Here is a 16,628-nt window from a genome sequence, read left to right on the forward strand (position 1 = left end):
CTTTTTCTTTCTTCTTGTGCTTTTTATGCTTTTCGTTTGTTTCAAGCTCAGCAGGCGTCACTGGTACTTCAGCCTTCGGCGCTTTCGCTTCACTTTTCTTAGCATCTTCCGCTTCACGCTTAGCTTCAGCCTCTTTGGCTTCTTGCTCTTTTCGAGCTTTCTCTTCAGCTTCTTTCGCTTCTTGTGCTTTCTTAGCAGCAACTTCTTCGGCTAGTTTAGCTGCTCGTTCTGCCTCTTCTTTCTTCTGCTGTTCAAGCTCTAAAGAGACTTCCGGGCGCTTCACATAGGTACGTTTCTTACGCACCTCAACATTAACTGTTTTTGACTTACCTTGACCCGCTGACATCTTCAAAGTTGATGTCGTCTTGCGCTTCAGTGTGATTTTCTTAGGCTCGTCATTTTCTTCGCCATGACTTTTCTTTAAGAAAGTCAGCAAAGTTTGCTTTTCTTCATCAGTAACAACCGAGCTCTCATCACGAGCAGGTAAACCTGCATCCGCGATTTGCTTTAACAGTCGGTCGACCGGTGCACCTATATCATTTGCCAGTTGTTTGACAGTTACTTCAGACATGATTAATTCTCCTGACTCCCGTCTTTATTCCTGGTTTTCAAACCAAGGTGCTCGTGCAGTCATAATTAACTGCCCGGCTTTTTCTTCATCCATCCCATCGACTTCCATTAACTCATCGATAGACTGTTCTGCAAGATCTTCCATCGTGACAATACCTTTACTAGCAAGAACCAAAGCCAAATGCTGGTCCATGCCGTCCATTGCCAATAGATCCTCTGCAGGCTCTTTACCTTCGAGTTCCTCTTCGGAAGCCAAAGCTTTATTCAATAAGGCATCTTTTGCACGACGACGTAACTCTTCAACAATATCTTCATCGAAGGCGTCAATCTCTAACATTTCCTCAATCGGTACATAGGCGACTTCTTCTAGTGAAGTAAAGCCCTCATTTACCAACTCAGTCGCCAAGTCTTCATCTACATCAAGCGTTTCGATAAACAAGTCAACATACTTGCCAACCTCTTCTTCCTGCTGCTTACCTGCATCTTCTTCAGACATAACGTTCAATTCCCAGCCGGTCAATTCACCAGCCAGACGAACATTTTGCCCTGCTCGACCGATTGCCATAGCCAAGTTATCTTCAGATACCGCAACGTTCATGGAATTTGTTTCTTCGTCTACTACGATAGAAGCAACCTCGGCAGGCGCCATGGCGTTAACCACTAGCTGAGCCGGGTTATCATCCCAGACGATGATATCGACACGCTCATTACCTAACTCACCTGAGACGGCCTGAACTCGTGCTCCACGCATACCAACACAAGCACCAACCGGATCAATTCGCTTATCATTAGTTTTTACAGCGATTTTAGCTCGAGAACCTGGATCACGCGCCGCGGCACGAATCTCGATAACTTCTTCTGAAATCTCAGGCACTTCAATTTTAAACAACTCGATCAACATACCTGGCGCTGAACGGCTCAGAATAAGTTGAGGGCCACGAACTTCAACTCGAATTTCTTCTAGAAGCGCCCTAACACGGTCGCCCATTCGGAAAACTTCACGAGCGATCAGATTCTCACGAGGAAGTAATGCCTCAGCATTGTTACCTAGATCAACAATCACATTATCTCGTGTTACTTTCTTCACGGTACCTGAAACAAGTTCACCGACGCGATCGCGATAACTATCGACAATCTTCTCACGCTCTGCTTCGCGAACTTTCTGGACAATAATCTGCTTTGCTGCCTGAGCACCAATTCGACCGAATGAAATTGATTCAACCTGTTCGGTATGAATATCACCTGGTTGCAGAGATGTATCTATTTCCTCTGCTTCCTGCATTGTCAACTCGGTACCCAAACCTGGAACAGCTTCATTATCAACGATAGTCCAATGCCTGAAGGTTTCGTGATCACCCGTCTTACGGTCGATCTTAACTTCAATATTGGCGTCTTCTTCGTCTTCGTAACGTTTTTTGGTTGCTGCCGCTAAAGCCAGTTCAATCGCTTCAAAAATAATATCTTTTTCAACACCCTTTTCATTTGAAACTGCTTCAACAACTAGCAAAATTTCTTTATTCATCGCGTCATTCGCTCCAATCTTCAAATTCAATCAAACTGCGGCACTACGTTCGCTTTTTCAATCGCTTCAATAGGAAATAAAAATTCTTCTTCACCAACCTGAAGAACAATATCATTTCCTTCCAATCCTTTTAGTAAACCACTGTACTTGCGACGACCTTCATAGGCCATGCGTAATTTCAAGGCAACTTGGTGCCCCTGAAACCGTTCATAGTGATTTAGCTTATATAATGGACGATCCATGCCTGGCGAAGAAACCTCCAAGGTATACTCTCCGTTTATCGGATCTTCTACATCCATTACACCACTCAACTGACGGCTCACCAGCTCACAATCTTTGAGCTCTATGCCGCTTTCCCTGGCCTGTTCCTCAGTGATATTTTCATCTACTTCACCAGGGACTTCAGTTTCTTGTTTTTCTTCGGTTTGTGCGCTTTCAATAAACACACGCAACACAGAGTGCTTACCCTGGGACATATATTCAATACCCCAACACTCGTAACCCAGCCCTTCAATGACCGGTTCAATCAATTCTTCTAACAGCTTCTTTTTTGCAGACAATGGCAGTACCGTTTTTCATATTTCAGAAACAAAAAATGGGCATAAAGCCCATCACACGAAAAAGCCACCACAACCTTAAACAACCGAGCCTCTGAGTAACACTCAAGAGACCACCAAAGGCGGCTTTTACCAGATTTTTCTCACGCATCGTTGATTTCCACAAGCTAACATCTAATAAATCAACATCAGCAATATTAATCAAAGCAATAAACAAGCTTGGACTATACTCGTGCGCAGCAATATTCGGCCGCATTATATGCACCAAACCTTAATGGGTCAACCGTTAAGCACTGTACCTTACAGTTCATTACCCACAATTGATCTATTACTTGAACAAATAACTTAAACCCAGAAAAGCAAAAAGCCCGTCACAAACGTGACAGGCTTTCTAAGTTGGTGCCCAAGGCCGGACTTGAACCGGCACGGCTTACGCCACTACCCCCTCAAGATAGCGTGTCTACCAATTCCACCACTTGGGCAAAAACCAAAAACTTATTCTAACTCTGGCGCCGCTGACTCAGCAGGCATCGCATCTTTCGCAGCCGTATCAATTGACTCACCGCCTTCTAACTCTGTCGCCGATTCATCAGTTCCTGAGGTTTCAAGCTCAGCAACAGGCGCAATGAAATCATCTGCAGAAATTTCTGATTTCTGCTTAGCGATCACCGCCAGAGAAATACTGGTAATAAAGAATACAATCGCAAAGTATTTGGTCATATGTGTTAGGAAGCTACCACTACCCTGACTACCAAAAACGGTTTGTGACGCACCACCACCAAAGGAAGCACCCGCTTCAGCACCCTTACCTTGCTGCAGCAAAACCAAACCAATCAAACCTAGTGATACCAGAATATGCACCACAATAACGGCAGTCTCTAACCATTCCATACTTTTAGCCTATTTTTCTACTCTAGTTGCCCGCCCCATCAAGAGCCTCAAACTCTTAATTGCAACAAACAACAATAAAAATTACTAACCAGCGCTCTTACAGATTTGTAAAAAGTCGCTCACTTTTAATGATGCGCCACCAACTAGCCCACCATCAATATCATCCTGACCAAACAATTCTTTGGCGGTTTTTACATTAACACTACCACCGTACAGAATTGCCATATTTTCAGCTAAGTCCGCAGACTTTTCTGAAACCTGCTGCCGAATATAAGCGTGCATTTCCTGAGCTTGCTCTGGCGTTGCTGTTTCGCCTGTCCCAATTGCCCAAACCGGCTCATAAGCAATAAGCAAATCAGACAGTTCTTGCGAAGAAAATTGCTTCAGCACAGCGCCGACTTGCGTCGCAACAACTTCCTGCGCTCTACCACCTTCTCGATCTTCCAGAGTCTCACCTACACACAAAACCGGCTTAATACCAGCCTTTAGCAAACGGGAGATTTTAGCAACAACATCACTATCAGTCTCTCCGAACAAAGCTCTACGCTCTGAGTGCCCAACTAACGACCACTGACAACCTACATCGCTCAACATAGGCGCAGATACTTCACCAGTAAACGCACCTTCGTCAAAACCAGCAACATTCTGAGCTGCCAACTGGATACCGGAGTCTTTACTTGCTTCAAAAAAGCCGGAAAGTAAAACTGTCGGCGGTGCGATTAGCACTTGCACATCGTCAGGCACGTTAGACGATGCTTGATCGCTAAATGCCTGCAAGTAGTCCTGCATAAATGCAACACTACCATTCATTTTCCAATTTCCCGCAACAATCTTGCTACGCATATATAACACCAGCTTTTCAGAAGGGCGCAAATACTAACCGAGTTAATCTTTACTTACAAGCAACCCATTACGACTTTTTACCCAATTACTTAACCAATTGCATTCTGGACCGTTTCAACCAGAGAGTTCACCACTGAATTCACCAAGTCCGCATCCTCGCCCTCAGCCATAACCCGGATTAGAGGCTCCGTACCCGAGCCTCTCAACAACACTCTACCCTGCCCTGCCAAACGCTCACCTTGCTCTTTAACAGCCTGGGCAATAACATCGTTTGACATGGGGTCTGTTTTTTCTTTAATTCGTACGTTCTTCAACACCTGTGGAAGCTTAGTCATCTCGGACTTCAACTCATGCAAGCTCTTACCGTCACGCCATAAGGAAATAAGAACCTGCAACGCAGCAATAGTTGCATCACCCGTGCTCGCTTTATCAAAACAAATAATATGGCCTGAGTTCTCACCACCAAGCTCCCAGCCATTCTTCACTAGCTGCTCCATCACATAGCGGTCGCCCACATTTGCACGAACAAAAGGAATATTCAGCTTTTGCAATGCCAGCTCTGCACCAAAGTTCGTCATTAATGTACCGACAACCCCACCTTCCAAGCGACCAGCCTGCTGACGATTCCTGGCAATAATATAAATCAGCTCATCACCATCAACCACTTCACCTTTATGATCAACCATGATGACACGGTCACCGTCGCCATCAAATGCAATCCCGAGATCAGCCTCAACTTCTAATACCTTGTCAACAAGCGCCTGAGGGCTTGTCGAACCTACATCACGATTAATATTCAAACCATCTGGTTGCACACCAATTGTGGTGATTTCTGCACCCAATTCTTTAAAGACATAAGGCGCCACCTGGTAGGTTGCACCATGCGCACAATCCAGCACAATTTTCATACCAGTCAAAGACATCGACGAAGGAATGGTCGCCTTACAGCATTCGACATAACGGCCAATTGCATCATCAATACGTTTCGCCTTACCTAGCAGGTCGGGCGCTACGACTTCAAGGTCTTTATCAAGCCAAGATTCAATCTCTAATTCAACAGCATCATCCAACTTCAAACCCTTAGAAGAAAAGAACTTAATACCGTTATCATGATAAGGGTTATGGGAAGCACTAATAACAATACCGGCATTTGCCCTATAGGTTCGCGTCAAGTACGCAACGGCTGGTGTAGGCATTGGGCCCAATAAGCGCACATCCATACCCGCTGCAGATAAACCTGCCTCAAGCGCAGACTCAAACAAGTAACCGGATATTCGCGTATCTTTACCAATAATGACACGATTCCTGAGGCCTTCTTTCTTGAAAACCTTACCACAAGCCCAACCCAGCTTAAGCATAAACTCTGGTGTAATTGCACCTTCACCCAAGCAGCCACGAATTCCATCTGTACCAAAGTATTTTCTTGAAGACATATCTTTTCCCTAAAACCCTTAAATAAACCTAACCTGCACGCTTTACAGCATCAACAACACGCACCGCATCAACCGTCTCAACAACATCATGAACCCTTACGATCTCGGCCCCTTGCCAGGCAGCAAGTGTCGCAGCAGACAAACTTCCAGCTAAACGCTGTTCTACATCTCGTCCCAGCAAGTCAGCAAACATGGACTTTCTAGAAACCCCAACCAACACAGGGTACCCCATACGTTTTAGTCGCTCAATGCCAGCTAATAAGCTCAGATTATGGGAAAGCGTTTTACCAAAACCAAAACCTGGATCGACAATCAAACGCTGATCATCAACCCCAGCAGACTTGAGCGTATTAATACGCGAAAGTAAAAAGGCCTCAACCTCTTCCACAACCGACGTATATTCTGGCTGAATTTGCATTGTATCGGGCTTACCTTGCATATGCATGACACACAAGGCGACATTCGCACCCGCAACGGCTTCGACCGCGCCAGGTCGCGTAAATGCCCGAACATCATTAATCAAACCAGCGCCCAGCGCAACGGTTTCACGCATGACTTGCGGTGTACTAGTATCGACCGATAATACGACATCGAAGTTTTGAAGAATTTTTTCAGCAACAGGACAAACACGATCAAGCTCTTCTTGAACGCTTACTGGCTGTGCACCTGGACGAGTAGACTCACCGCCCACATCAATAATACTCGCCCCTTGAGCAAGCATTATTTCAACCTGATTTAGTGCTGAATCGAGATTAGAGTACTGACCACCGTCAGAAAAGGAATCGGGTGTTACATTAAGAACACCCATCACTTGAGTTGTCGCCAGATCGAGCTCTCGACTGGCGAACTTGAACAATTGACTCATAATTTAACTAAACACATCTCTGGAGAACCTAACCCTGCTCTCCAGTCTCGTCAGTTGGCTTTTTGCCATCAGCGATATCCACAACCTTATCATCTTCGCTATCGGCTTTTTTGTCGCTCGAACCATCGTTATCGTTACGACCGTTACTTGACCAGCCTTTTGGCTCACGTGGATCCTTACCGTCCATCAAGTCATCAATCTGCTCAGAATCAATGGTTTCATACTTCATCAAAGCATCCGCCATTGCATCAAGAATTGAACGATTATCCTCGAGGATTTTTTGTGCTTGCGCATAACATGTATCAATAATTGAACGCACTTCGGTATCAATTTCATTACGTGTAGCACCCGCCACATGAGAACCGCCACTGCCAGCGGACTTTCCTAAAAACACTTCTTCTTGGGCATCATCATAAAGCAAGGGCCCTAACTTATCGGACAAGCCCCACTTGGTTACCATATTTCTAGCAATCTCTGTCGCACGCTGAATATCGTTTGATGCGCCGGTTGTGACACCATCCATACCTAATGTCATTTCTTCGGCAATTCGGCCACCATAAAGCGAACAAATCTGGCTGATAAGCTGCTTGCGACTCAAGCTATAACGATCTTCTTCAGGCAGGAACATCGTCACACCCAAAGCACGACCTCTCGGAATAATACTTACCTTATAAACCGGATCATGTTCTGGTAAAACACGACCAACAATTGCATGTCCCGCTTCATGATAAGCCGTATTAAGCTTTTCCTTCTCAGACATCACCATAGACTTGCGCTCTGCGCCCATCATAATCTTATCTTTAGCAAGCTCAAAGTCTGTCATTTCAACTGCACGCTTATCAGCTCGTGCCGCAAACAAGGAAGCTTCGTTAACCAGGTTCGCTAAGTCAGCACCTGAAAATCCTGGCGTACCACGGGCAATCAAACTTGGCGCAACATCCTCAGCTAAAGGCACCTTTTTCATGTGCACCTTCAGAATTTGCTCACGACCAAGTATATCTGGCAAACCGACCACAACTTGACGGTCAAAACGCCCCGGTCTTAGCAATGCTGGGTCTAGAACATCCGGCCTATTGGTTGCAGCAATAACAATGACACCTTCACTACCTTCAAAGCCGTCCATCTCTACCAAGAGCTGGTTCAGTGTTTGCTCACGCTCATCATGACCACCCCCCATACCCGCACCACGATGACGACCGACAGCATCTATTTCATCGATAAAAATAATACAAGGAGATTGCTTCTTGGCCTGCTCGAACATATCACGCACACGTGAAGCACCCACACCGACAAACATTTCTACAAAGTCAGAACCAGAAATTGAGAAGAAAGGAACTTTTGCTTCACCGGCAATTGCCTTGGCAAGCAATGTCTTACCGGTACCCGGCTGACCAACCATCAATACGCCACGTGGAATCTTGCCACCCAAGCGTTGAAATTTGCTTGGATCCCGCAAAAACTCTACAAGCTCTTTAACATCTTCTTTAGCTTCATCAACACCGGCCACATCAGCAAAGGTTGTCTTAATTTGGTCTTCACTCATTAAACGAGCTTTACTCTTACCGAACGACATTGGTCCCTTGCCGCCACCGCCGCCCTGCATCTGGCGCATAAAAAACATAAATACAGCGATAATGACAAGAATAGGGAATGAAGCGACTAGCAGCTGAGTCCAAATACTTTGCTGCTCTGGCTCCTTACCAACAACCCGAACCTTGTTCTCAATCAGGTCATGCATTAAGCCAGGGTCTTCAACCATTGGACGAACGGTTTCATAATGACGCCCATCGGTCGTCACCACATCAAAGTGCAAACCATCAATGGCAACTTCCTTAACCTGCCCCCCTTGAACTAATTCTATGAATTGTGAATAGTCCATTGGCTTCACTTTTTGTTGGCCATTGAAGTTGTTAAACACTGTCAACAAAACTGCTGCTATCACCAACCACAGAACCAGGTTTTTTACCATGTCATTCAAAGGAGAATCCCTCTTTTACCAGTATCTTTAGATACTTAATTTACGATTAAACAAACTAATTTAGTATTTCCCGAAATAATATTCCGAGACATTTCAAAACTTACACGACATAAGTCGACAACAAAGCAAAACCAAAGTGGCTCAATATACCGCCTGATTTCTTAAATAGCTATGCCCTGACAGGAGTTTTAAACACCTTTAATTTGTAAGGCATTCAACCCTTAAACCCAACACCTACTTGATAGATTTCCCGCGAGCGGGCCCTTGAAGCGTCCGGCTTACGGCTATATACCTTAGTAAACATCTGTCGCATATCTCCAATCAAGGAGTCAAAGCCCTCCCCCTGAAAAACCTTAGCGATAAATGCGCCATTAGGTTTTAAAGTTTGTCGCGCCATATCCAGAGCTAACTCAACCAGATACATCGCATTGGGTATATCAGAAGCAGCATTCCCACTCATATTGGGGGCCATATCTGAGATTACAAGGTCTACTTGACCATCAATTTCTGCCATAAGACGATCAAACACGTCTTCTTCAGTAAAGTCACCCTGAACAAAAGTCACATCAGGCAAGGCATCCATAGATAAAATATCGCTAGCGATTACCTTTCCACTTGGCCCAACCAGCTCTTGCGCTACCTGAGTCCAACCACCAGGCGCTGCCCCCAGGTCAATCACCGTCATACCCGGCTTAAACAGGCGGTCTTTTTTTTGAATCTCTAACAATTTGTAGCTGGCACGAGAACGATACCCATCTTCCTGTGACTGTTTTACATACTGATCATCGAAGTGCTCTTTCAACCACTTGGAACTTGATTTTGAACGAGCCATACCACCCTCTTTAAAAATTCTCGCTGCCCTGTCAGAGCATAAGCCTGACATTTAGCGGCATTATCAATCAAATAAAATAACTGTTAGAATGCGCGCCGTTAATACTTTTACTTACTATACGATTTCTACTACGGGTTATTTTCATGAGCTTAAGTTCTGCAGACAAAAAACATTATCGCACTATCGCACACAACCTAAACCCGGTGATTATAGTCGGAGATAAAGGTTTAAGCGAAGGCCTAATGGAAGAACTGAATCGCGCACTCAATGATCATGAGCTAATTAAAGTTAAAGTAGCAATTGGTGACCGCGATGACCGCAGTGCACTCATCACTGAGCTGGTCGAACAAAGTGGCGCCGAGCTAGTTCAAACAATAGGAAAAATCGCGGTGCTACTTAAGAAGAACAAGAAGCCTAACCCTAAGCTTTCAAACCTAATTCGTTAACCTTAAAATACAAATGGGGTGCGACATACGCACCTCTCTAAAATTTAAAAAACTGCCCAGCACTCCAAACACCAAGCTCAGTATCTTGCTCCGAGCGCTCACAAATATAATCTGCTAACTCGTAATAAACCGGCCGACTCAATTTTGCCATAAGCCCATGTCTTACCTTCACGTATGGCGACGGTTCCTGGCGTTCGTTATAGCTTACCTCGAGCGGGTGATCTGCCGACAAGGTGAAGTAATCGCCTAGCTGGGTAGAAAAATGCAGCTTTTGCGCTTCACCCTCACCTTCGCGATCTACCATCACGACAACAAAGGGCGCATCATCCACCGTAATTTTCATTTTCTCGTAAGGCGTCACCAGGAAGAAATCTTCACCATCACGGCGTAATATCCGCGACAACAGGCGAACCACTGCCTGCCGCTCCATCTTGTCTCCCTGATAATACCACTCACCCTGGGAATCAATACGTATATCTATCTCGCCAACTCGCTCCGGCTGCCACGTTTCAACAGGTGGCAAGCTATCATCCTCGCCAACTAATTCTCTTATCTGGGTCGCGATTGTCGGTAGGTCCCTATGCAGCCCCTCACCATCTATTTTTGCCATAGTTATAGGCCTCGCTGCCACTCTTGCCTAAGAGGAATTGCACCAGGCTTATTCAAAGCCAGATCAATTTTACTTAGCATCGCTTGCTTATCTGCCCCTAAATTACCTTTTAGCACCAAATAATTAGACGCGTGGTCGGAACGGAATACTGTATTTTCCAGTTCAAAATTAGCAATCAGGGTACGAATCTCATGAAATAAATCCAATTGTTCTAATGGCTCGTAATCACCATTAAATCCAGCCCTAAAGCGCTCTTCACCCATCGGAAAAGAAACTACTAACGTCGATACAAACTCTGGCTGTGTTTCATTCATAAGCTTGGCAGAGTTAACGGCATGTTGCTTTGAAAACTTCTTGCCACCCAAGCCATTTAATATCATCACGGAAGACTTGATGCCTGCAGCTTTTAACTTGAGTAAGGCGTCTTTAGAGCTTTCGTAAGTCTCACCCTTAACCACACATTCCAAGACTTTGTCGTCACCGGATTCACAGCCCACATATACCATGCTTAGGCCTAACGCTCTCAACTCAGCCAGCTCTTCTACCGTTTTTTTCTTAATATTTCTGGGTAAGCAATAAGCAGTAACACGTTCTTTATCTGGAAAGTAGCGATTAATACACTCAAGTATTTCTTTGAGGCGGCGGAACGACAAAGTCATTGCATCACCATCTGCCAAAAAGAAACGCCCGACATTCGGCATGCTCTTCGCCACTGCACTCACTTCTTGCTCTATCTCTTCGATCTTTTTGGGCTTGAACTTCTTCTGTTCAGCTGTATACATATCGCAAAAGGTGCACTTATTGTATGAACAACCATTGGTAACTTGAAGAATCAAAGACTTAGCTTCTGAAGGTGGACGAAATACGGGCTCAATGTAATTGATAGGCAAATAATTCATAAAATAATCACGGCAACTATTGGTTGAATCTAATCGTTTATTCTAACACAAGTCTTTATTAGCGAGCTCTCTATGGGGCAAACTGAGCTCACGAACCTTATCGAGACCGGTAATTTCTTTAGTTTCGATACGATATTCCCCCCTAGCAAGTCCATTAGACTGAGTAGCAAGAGAGATAAAGCAGTCTAAATCTGTTTCGAACTGCCAAAAAAGCCAAGGGTCAGAATCGCTTTTTTGCTCCGGCTCAAAACGCGCCAAATAACGATTAGAATCATCAAATAGAAAGGAAAAGCTTTTAAGCGGAATAGACATGCCTCGCCCATCTGCTTTCATATAAGCTTCTTTCAAAGTCCAGAGAGAAAAGAAACGATCTCGAAATGCTTCTTGGTCGAGCTTCTCTATCTGGGCGTATTCCTTGGTTGAAAACGAGTATTTGGCCAAAGGCTGAAAATCAACCTCACGCTTATGCGATTCAATGTCCACCCCCAACACCTCATCACGAGAAAAAGCCAGTACGATATGATTGTCAGAATGCGACAAATTAAAGCTCAGCGGGTAATTCGGCAATTCAGGTTTACCGTAATCATTATAATTAAAGCACCATGTTTTAGGTGAATTCCCGGGGAGATATCGGCTAAGCAAGGTGCGTAAGAGATAGCGCGATACGAGATATACATGACGATCTTTTTCAAAGACAAAACGTTCGTATCGCACACGTTCGTCCTCACTCAAAAGAGCAAGAAACTCATCAATATGAGACGCCACATTTATACGTTCAACGGAACAGAGCCAAAGATCTATGCGCTGAGCTTGCATAGCTTTTACCGATAAATTCACAAAACCTTCCACATACACTCGCCACAAAGCTCGCTATAAACGCAAGCTTTGAATCAGGCAGAACAGCTTAACAAAAGAAAGCTCTGTCGGCACTGCTTTAGTCTCCATCGACATCGGCGTTTTAAAGAATGCCCTGATCAGATACGAAAACATTAAAATGCCATCTTATTTCGTATATCATCAGAGCTTCTCCCGGTCCAACAAGCTCAAAACGGTGTCAACATGCCAAGCTTTACCCATTTCCCCCAAGCTGAAACACAATTCCCTCAAGACAAGGAATTATGCTACCTGAATCACGCTGCGGTAAGCCCTTGGCCTGCATGTACGGAGCTAGCCGTTGCCAGGTTCGCCAAAGAAAATGTTTACAGCGGCGCTCAGCACTACCCTCAATGGTTACAGGTCGAGCAAGAACTGCGCGAGCGCTTGGCCAAGTTAATCGGCCTATCATCTACCCATGAAATCGCACTGGCAAAAAACACCTCCGAGGCACTGTCAATGATTGCCTATGGCATTGAATGGCAAGCAGGTGATGAAGTAATTATCAGCAATCAGGAATTTCCGTCTAATCGCATAGTCTGGGAATCCCTGAGCCAGTTTGGTGTCACTGTAAACGTAGCAGATATAGACAAACAAGACCCTGTGCAGGCGATACAACAGCTGATAAGCCCCAAGACCAGGCTGGTTTCTATTAGCTCTGTTCAGTATGCAAGCGGCATTACAATTGACCTCCCGTCTCTTAGCCAGCTATGCAAAGCAGAACAATGCCTCCTTTGTGTGGATGCCATACAAAGTCTGGGCGCATTACCTTTCGATCAAACCTTAATCGATGCTGATTTCATTGTTGCCGATGGACATAAGTGGATGATGGCCGCCGAAGGTTTAGCGCTTTTCTATGTGAAAGGCATACATATCGAAACACTGAAGATCAATCAATTCGGTTGGCATATGATCGAACAGCGCGGCAACTACGACTCGCCCGAATGGACGCCAGCAAAGGACGCAAAACGCTTTGAGTGTGGCAGCCCCAACATGCTGGGGGTACAGGCTTTAAATGCCAGTTTGGGGCTACTGCTGGATATAGGCATCGACAATATTCATCAAGCCATATGCGAACGAACGAACTATCTGAAGGCACAATTACAAACCATTGATGACCTTTGTTTCATTTCTCCTGAAAATAAAAACCAAGCGCGTCAAAGTGGCATTATCTGCTTTCGCATTGAGGGGAAGGACAGCACTGAGCTATATCAAACACTTATGTCACGTAAAGTAATCTGTGCAAACCGGGGAGGAGGTATTCGTTTTTCCCCGCACTTTTATACCACCAAGCGAGTGATCAACCGGGCTGTAGAGATTCTGCGCGACTTAGTCTAAATAATTGGAGTCATTCATTTAAGAACCCTTCTTTTGGCTTTCTCCGTGCAGGCCACCTGCCGCTCTGTGTCCTCTGTGGTGGATTTGTTTTTTGGTTTTGATTTCAAGATTAAACCCCTTAACCACAGAGGGCACGGAGCGCTTTGCTGCACAGAGGAATAATAATTCTCTATAGAGCTCCTCTATAAAATGGGTGCAATTCAGGGCAGAGTAGAACATCTCCCCGAACTCATCATTCCCGAGGTGTTTTTACCAGGAAACCAGCTACGTCGATACCTCGTTCTGACCCTCATGGATCCCGGCTTAAGAGCACACCGGGCTAACAAAGAGACCTGTGAATTATTAGTGCGGGATAAGATCCTGGTGTAAATAAGCTAGGCCGGCTTCCATCAGCTCAAGCTCCAGTACTACTAGCTCACTCGTGATAAAAGGATGAGGTTGATAGGTATTACCTTCAACCAATAGGCTCACTAAGTCTCCGACCAATGGCTGATGCGATACCAACAGCACATTATCAATTCCGGCCTGATTAAGCTGACGAAGCACTTGTTTCGGCGAGGAGTCGGGTGTAATAAAAGGCTTGGTATGAACATCGCACTTCAGCTGGTCTTGATAAACCTTTGCCGTCTGCTGAGCTCTTAGTAAGGGGCTCACCCAAATTTGGCTCACCTCACTTAATATACTCAAATGCTCTTTTGCTAAAGCACTTGTCTGCTGCACACCTCTTTCTGTCAAGGGGCGAGAGAAGTCGCTTTCTGCATAAAATGATGCCTCACCATGCCTGGAAATAAAGAGCTTCATCGCTACTTAATCTCATCCAGAAGCTTGTCTTTAGCTTTTGCTTGCGGCCAATCAGAAAATGGATAGGGCTTCACTTCACTTGCGTAGCTCAGGAATTCACTAATTTGTTTTAGGTACAAGCCCAAAGTCCTACCGGCATCTTTTAAAGATTCACTAGGCTCTCCCGTTGAAAGCTTTAACACGGTTTGAACGAGAGCGATTACAACCAAAACAATATCAGTAAGACTATAAATCAAACAAAAAAGGATCAAATATAAAACTTTTATCACGCGCTACACCTCGTGCTTTGCTAAAGTAAATTCAACATCAGTATTCTGCTCACCAGACATCAATTTTTCGATGATAACTGACAAAGGTACCTGTTTGTAAATCATCATATATAAGCCCTGTACTAATGGCATATATATATCGTTATCGTCCGCATAGCGCTTAACCTGAGCCAGAGTATTCACCCCTTCCGCAACTTCACCCAACTCCTCTACGGCCTGCTCCAAGGTTTTCCCTTTACCAAAGGCATAACCCACCCGGTAATTCCTACTTAGCGGGGAACTACAGGTCGCAATCAAATCACCCACGCCCGACAAACCTAGGAAAGTGAGCGGATTAGCACCCTGCGTTTGCGCAAAGCGCCCCATTTCAGCCAGGCTTCGTGTAAGCAGCATGGCAATCGTATTCTCACCCAAACCCTTGGCTGCAGCGACACCCGCCATAATAGCGTAAATATTCTTCAACGCGCCGCCTAACTCAACACCATAAACATCAGCACTGGCATAGACTCTAAAATAGGAGCAGCCTAGTGCATCCTGAACACCCTTTCTTAAGTCTGAGGACTCGCTTGCAATCACCGTGGCCGTTAGCTCATGTTTGGCTATTTCCTTGGCTAGGTTTGGCCCGCCCATAACGCCCACCTGAAAACCGGGAAGCTCTGCCCGCAAAATATCACTCATCAGGTTTAGTGTGCCCGGCTCGATCCCTTTTGTAGTGCTCACCACCCATTGATCAGGCTTAAGATAGGATTTTGCATTTTCTACAACTGCCCGAAAAGATTTACTCGGCACGGCAAAAAATACGATATAGGCATTGTCAACGGCGTCACTTAAGCTCGTTGTTGGAATTAGGTTTTCATGCAAGGACAAATCAGGCAGATACTTGGTATTAACCCTGGTTTGAATAATGGACTCTACGGATTCTTCACTGCGCATCCATAAATATGTCTTAATCCCGGCTTCGGCAGCAATATTAGCAATCGCAGTTCCAAAACTTCCACCACCCAGAACAGCGATAGCCGATTTGCTATGTGACATGATTTAAGATCTCTTGTTTAGTTGATTAGACTTGTTTGCCAGCTCTTTTTGCTGCAAGACAATAATAGAAGGTCACAAGAGAAACCTGAAGCAGGAAAGCCAAAATACTTTGCTTCCTGACATAATATTAATAACTAAGCTTTATTCACCTTAGCCCGCAACAAAGGCCTGTTCCTCTACATCGCCTTCAAGTGTCGCCACTAAGTCTTTGAACTGTTCACGGTTGTGCTCGTTCAGGTTCATCAAAACCTTGTGAGCATTGAGAACATTGGTTCTTAATTCTTCTTCGGTAATATCTTGGGGTGCCAGCTCAGTCAGTCGTTGGCTCGAGTCTGCCGGTTCAGTTAGAATAAGATAGACACTTTCGAAGCCCATTGTCGTTATGACACGAGTAATGTCAGGGTTAGTCGATACAATGGAAGGCAAGAAGTGGCTTTTTTGCTTCGCCTGAATAGCCAAGCGAGCAAGCAAACCTAAAGTGGTACTGTCAATTAAAGTCGTCTCACTCAAATCAACAACGATTGATGCAAATTCAGGGTCAGACGTCATTGCTTCAATAGCAGAGTCAATCGTTGAGCAAAGATTCAATCGAACCTCTCCCACCAATTTCAACACATAAACGCCGCTGCATTCTGCTTGTAGTATTTTACATTTAGACATAGTCGCTCAACCTTTAATGCTTGTGATTGACATATTCAATATGGAACGTATGTTCTGCATATCGCTACCTTTTACTTCCGTCACTGACTGCACTCACCGAAAGAAAGGCAATATCATCAGGTATTTCTTTTAAGTCGTCCAAGCCTAAGGAAGAGAATAGCTCCGCTACACCCGCCCTGTTTTCTGCTACAACGTCCAGTAGTAGC

The 16,628-nt window shown here is 44.9% G+C and carries 19 protein-coding genes and 1 tRNA gene; 2 read left to right on the plus strand and 18 right to left on the minus strand.

Annotated elements, in window-relative coordinates:
* The 11 genes from A3766_RS10785 to rlmE all read right to left on the minus strand — a co-directional run.
* A partial coding sequence (locus A3766_RS10785) for an IF-2-associated domain-containing protein (RefSeq protein WP_197479528.1) occupies nucleotides 1-571 on the minus strand: 571 nt, incomplete at its 3' end.
* Nucleotides 572-595: 24 nt separating this feature from the next.
* Complete coding sequence (gene nusA, locus A3766_RS10790; RefSeq protein ID WP_068515311.1) at nucleotides 596-2,092, minus strand: transcription termination factor NusA; 1,497 nt, start codon at nucleotides 2,090-2,092, stop codon at nucleotides 596-598.
* A gap of 26 nt (nucleotides 2,093-2,118) precedes the next feature.
* Complete coding sequence (gene rimP, locus A3766_RS10795; protein WP_068515210.1) at nucleotides 2,119-2,652, minus strand: ribosome maturation factor RimP; 534 nt, start codon at nucleotides 2,650-2,652, stop codon at nucleotides 2,119-2,121.
* Nucleotides 2,653-2,674: 22 nt separating this feature from the next.
* The gene (locus A3766_RS10800; protein ID WP_068515212.1) at nucleotides 2,675-2,905 is read right to left on the minus strand and encodes a hypothetical protein; all 231 of its coding nucleotides are present in this window, start codon (nucleotides 2,903-2,905) and stop codon (nucleotides 2,675-2,677) included.
* A 141-nt stretch (nucleotides 2,906-3,046) separates the two neighbouring features.
* Nucleotides 3,047-3,131, minus strand: a tRNA-Leu gene (locus tag A3766_RS10805).
* Nucleotides 3,132-3,144: 13 nt separating this feature from the next.
* A complete protein-coding gene (gene secG / locus A3766_RS10810; protein ID WP_068515214.1) occupies nucleotides 3,145-3,540 on the minus strand; it encodes a preprotein translocase subunit SecG in 396 nt (131 codons plus the stop codon).
* Between the two features lie 84 nt (nucleotides 3,541-3,624).
* Entirely contained in the window at nucleotides 3,625-4,383 is a 759-nt protein-coding gene (tpiA, locus tag A3766_RS10815; RefSeq protein WP_068508998.1) for a triose-phosphate isomerase, read from the minus strand.
* Nucleotides 4,384-4,472: 89 nt separating this feature from the next.
* Nucleotides 4,473-5,816: a phosphoglucosamine mutase gene (gene glmM / locus A3766_RS10820; RefSeq protein WP_068515215.1), complete on the minus strand. Its 1,344-nt coding sequence runs from the start codon at nucleotides 5,814-5,816 to the stop codon at nucleotides 4,473-4,475.
* Between the two features lie 28 nt (nucleotides 5,817-5,844).
* Nucleotides 5,845-6,681, minus strand: a complete 837-nt coding sequence (gene folP / locus A3766_RS10825; RefSeq protein WP_068506644.1) for a dihydropteroate synthase — start codon at nucleotides 6,679-6,681, stop codon at nucleotides 5,845-5,847.
* 28 nt (nucleotides 6,682-6,709) lie between these two features.
* Nucleotides 6,710-8,659: an ATP-dependent zinc metalloprotease FtsH gene (gene ftsH, locus A3766_RS10830; protein ID WP_231872064.1), complete on the minus strand. Its 1,950-nt coding sequence runs from the start codon at nucleotides 8,657-8,659 to the stop codon at nucleotides 6,710-6,712.
* Between the two features lie 214 nt (nucleotides 8,660-8,873).
* Nucleotides 8,874-9,491 carry a 23S rRNA (uridine(2552)-2'-O)-methyltransferase RlmE gene (gene rlmE / locus A3766_RS10835; RefSeq protein WP_068515313.1) on the minus strand — a complete coding sequence of 206 codons (618 nt, stop codon included), beginning with the start codon at nucleotides 9,489-9,491 and terminating at the stop codon, nucleotides 8,874-8,876.
* A gap of 143 nt (nucleotides 9,492-9,634) precedes the next feature.
* Between rlmE and yhbY the strand changes: the two genes are divergently transcribed.
* On the plus strand, nucleotides 9,635-9,937 hold the full coding sequence (yhbY, locus tag A3766_RS10840; protein ID WP_068515219.1) for a ribosome assembly RNA-binding protein YhbY: 303 nt from the start codon (nucleotides 9,635-9,637) through the stop codon (nucleotides 9,935-9,937).
* A 37-nt stretch (nucleotides 9,938-9,974) separates the two neighbouring features.
* On the opposite strand, the gene A3766_RS10845 is transcribed toward yhbY, so the two are convergent.
* Genes A3766_RS10845 through A3766_RS10855 form a run of 3 tightly spaced genes read right to left on the minus strand, consistent with a single transcriptional unit; the run spans nucleotide 9,975 to nucleotide 12,283 of the window.
* On the minus strand, nucleotides 9,975-10,547 hold the full coding sequence (locus tag A3766_RS10845; RefSeq protein WP_068515227.1) for a DUF1285 domain-containing protein: 573 nt from the start codon (nucleotides 10,545-10,547) through the stop codon (nucleotides 9,975-9,977).
* Nucleotides 10,548-10,549: 2 nt separating this feature from the next.
* On the minus strand, nucleotides 10,550-11,446 hold the full coding sequence (locus A3766_RS10850; RefSeq protein ID WP_068515229.1) for a radical SAM protein: 897 nt from the start codon (nucleotides 11,444-11,446) through the stop codon (nucleotides 10,550-10,552).
* Nucleotides 11,447-11,488: 42 nt separating this feature from the next.
* Complete coding sequence (locus A3766_RS10855; protein ID WP_156495052.1) at nucleotides 11,489-12,283, minus strand: 4'-phosphopantetheinyl transferase superfamily protein; 795 nt, start codon at nucleotides 12,281-12,283, stop codon at nucleotides 11,489-11,491.
* Between the two features lie 222 nt (nucleotides 12,284-12,505).
* On the opposite strand from A3766_RS10855, the gene A3766_RS10860 reads away from it, so the two are divergent.
* A complete protein-coding gene (locus A3766_RS10860) occupies nucleotides 12,506-13,657 on the plus strand; it encodes an aminotransferase class V-fold PLP-dependent enzyme (RefSeq protein WP_068515235.1) in 1,152 nt (383 codons plus the stop codon).
* Between the two features lie 342 nt (nucleotides 13,658-13,999).
* Here the strand turns inward: A3766_RS10860 and sixA are convergent, their stop codons facing one another.
* The 4 genes from sixA to A3766_RS10880 all read right to left on the minus strand — a co-directional run bounded on the left by sixA (nucleotide 14,000) and on the right by A3766_RS10880 (nucleotide 16,422).
* Nucleotides 14,000-14,458: a phosphohistidine phosphatase SixA gene (gene sixA / locus A3766_RS10865; protein WP_068515010.1), complete on the minus strand. Its 459-nt coding sequence runs from the start codon at nucleotides 14,456-14,458 to the stop codon at nucleotides 14,000-14,002.
* Between the two features lie 2 nt (nucleotides 14,459-14,460).
* Nucleotides 14,461-14,727 (minus strand): DUF4389 domain-containing protein, encoded by a 267-nt coding sequence (locus A3766_RS10870; protein WP_068515237.1) that lies wholly within the window; start codon nucleotides 14,725-14,727, stop codon nucleotides 14,461-14,463.
* A gap of 3 nt (nucleotides 14,728-14,730) precedes the next feature.
* A complete protein-coding gene (locus tag A3766_RS10875) occupies nucleotides 14,731-15,762 on the minus strand; it encodes an NAD(P)H-dependent glycerol-3-phosphate dehydrogenase (RefSeq protein WP_068515257.1) in 1,032 nt (343 codons plus the stop codon).
* A gap of 150 nt (nucleotides 15,763-15,912) precedes the next feature.
* Nucleotides 15,913-16,422: an STAS domain-containing protein gene (locus A3766_RS10880; RefSeq protein ID WP_068515259.1), complete on the minus strand. Its 510-nt coding sequence runs from the start codon at nucleotides 16,420-16,422 to the stop codon at nucleotides 15,913-15,915.
* Between the last annotated feature and the right edge of the window lie 206 nt (nucleotides 16,423-16,628).

This window comes from Oleiphilus sp. HI0132, assembly GCF_001635845.1.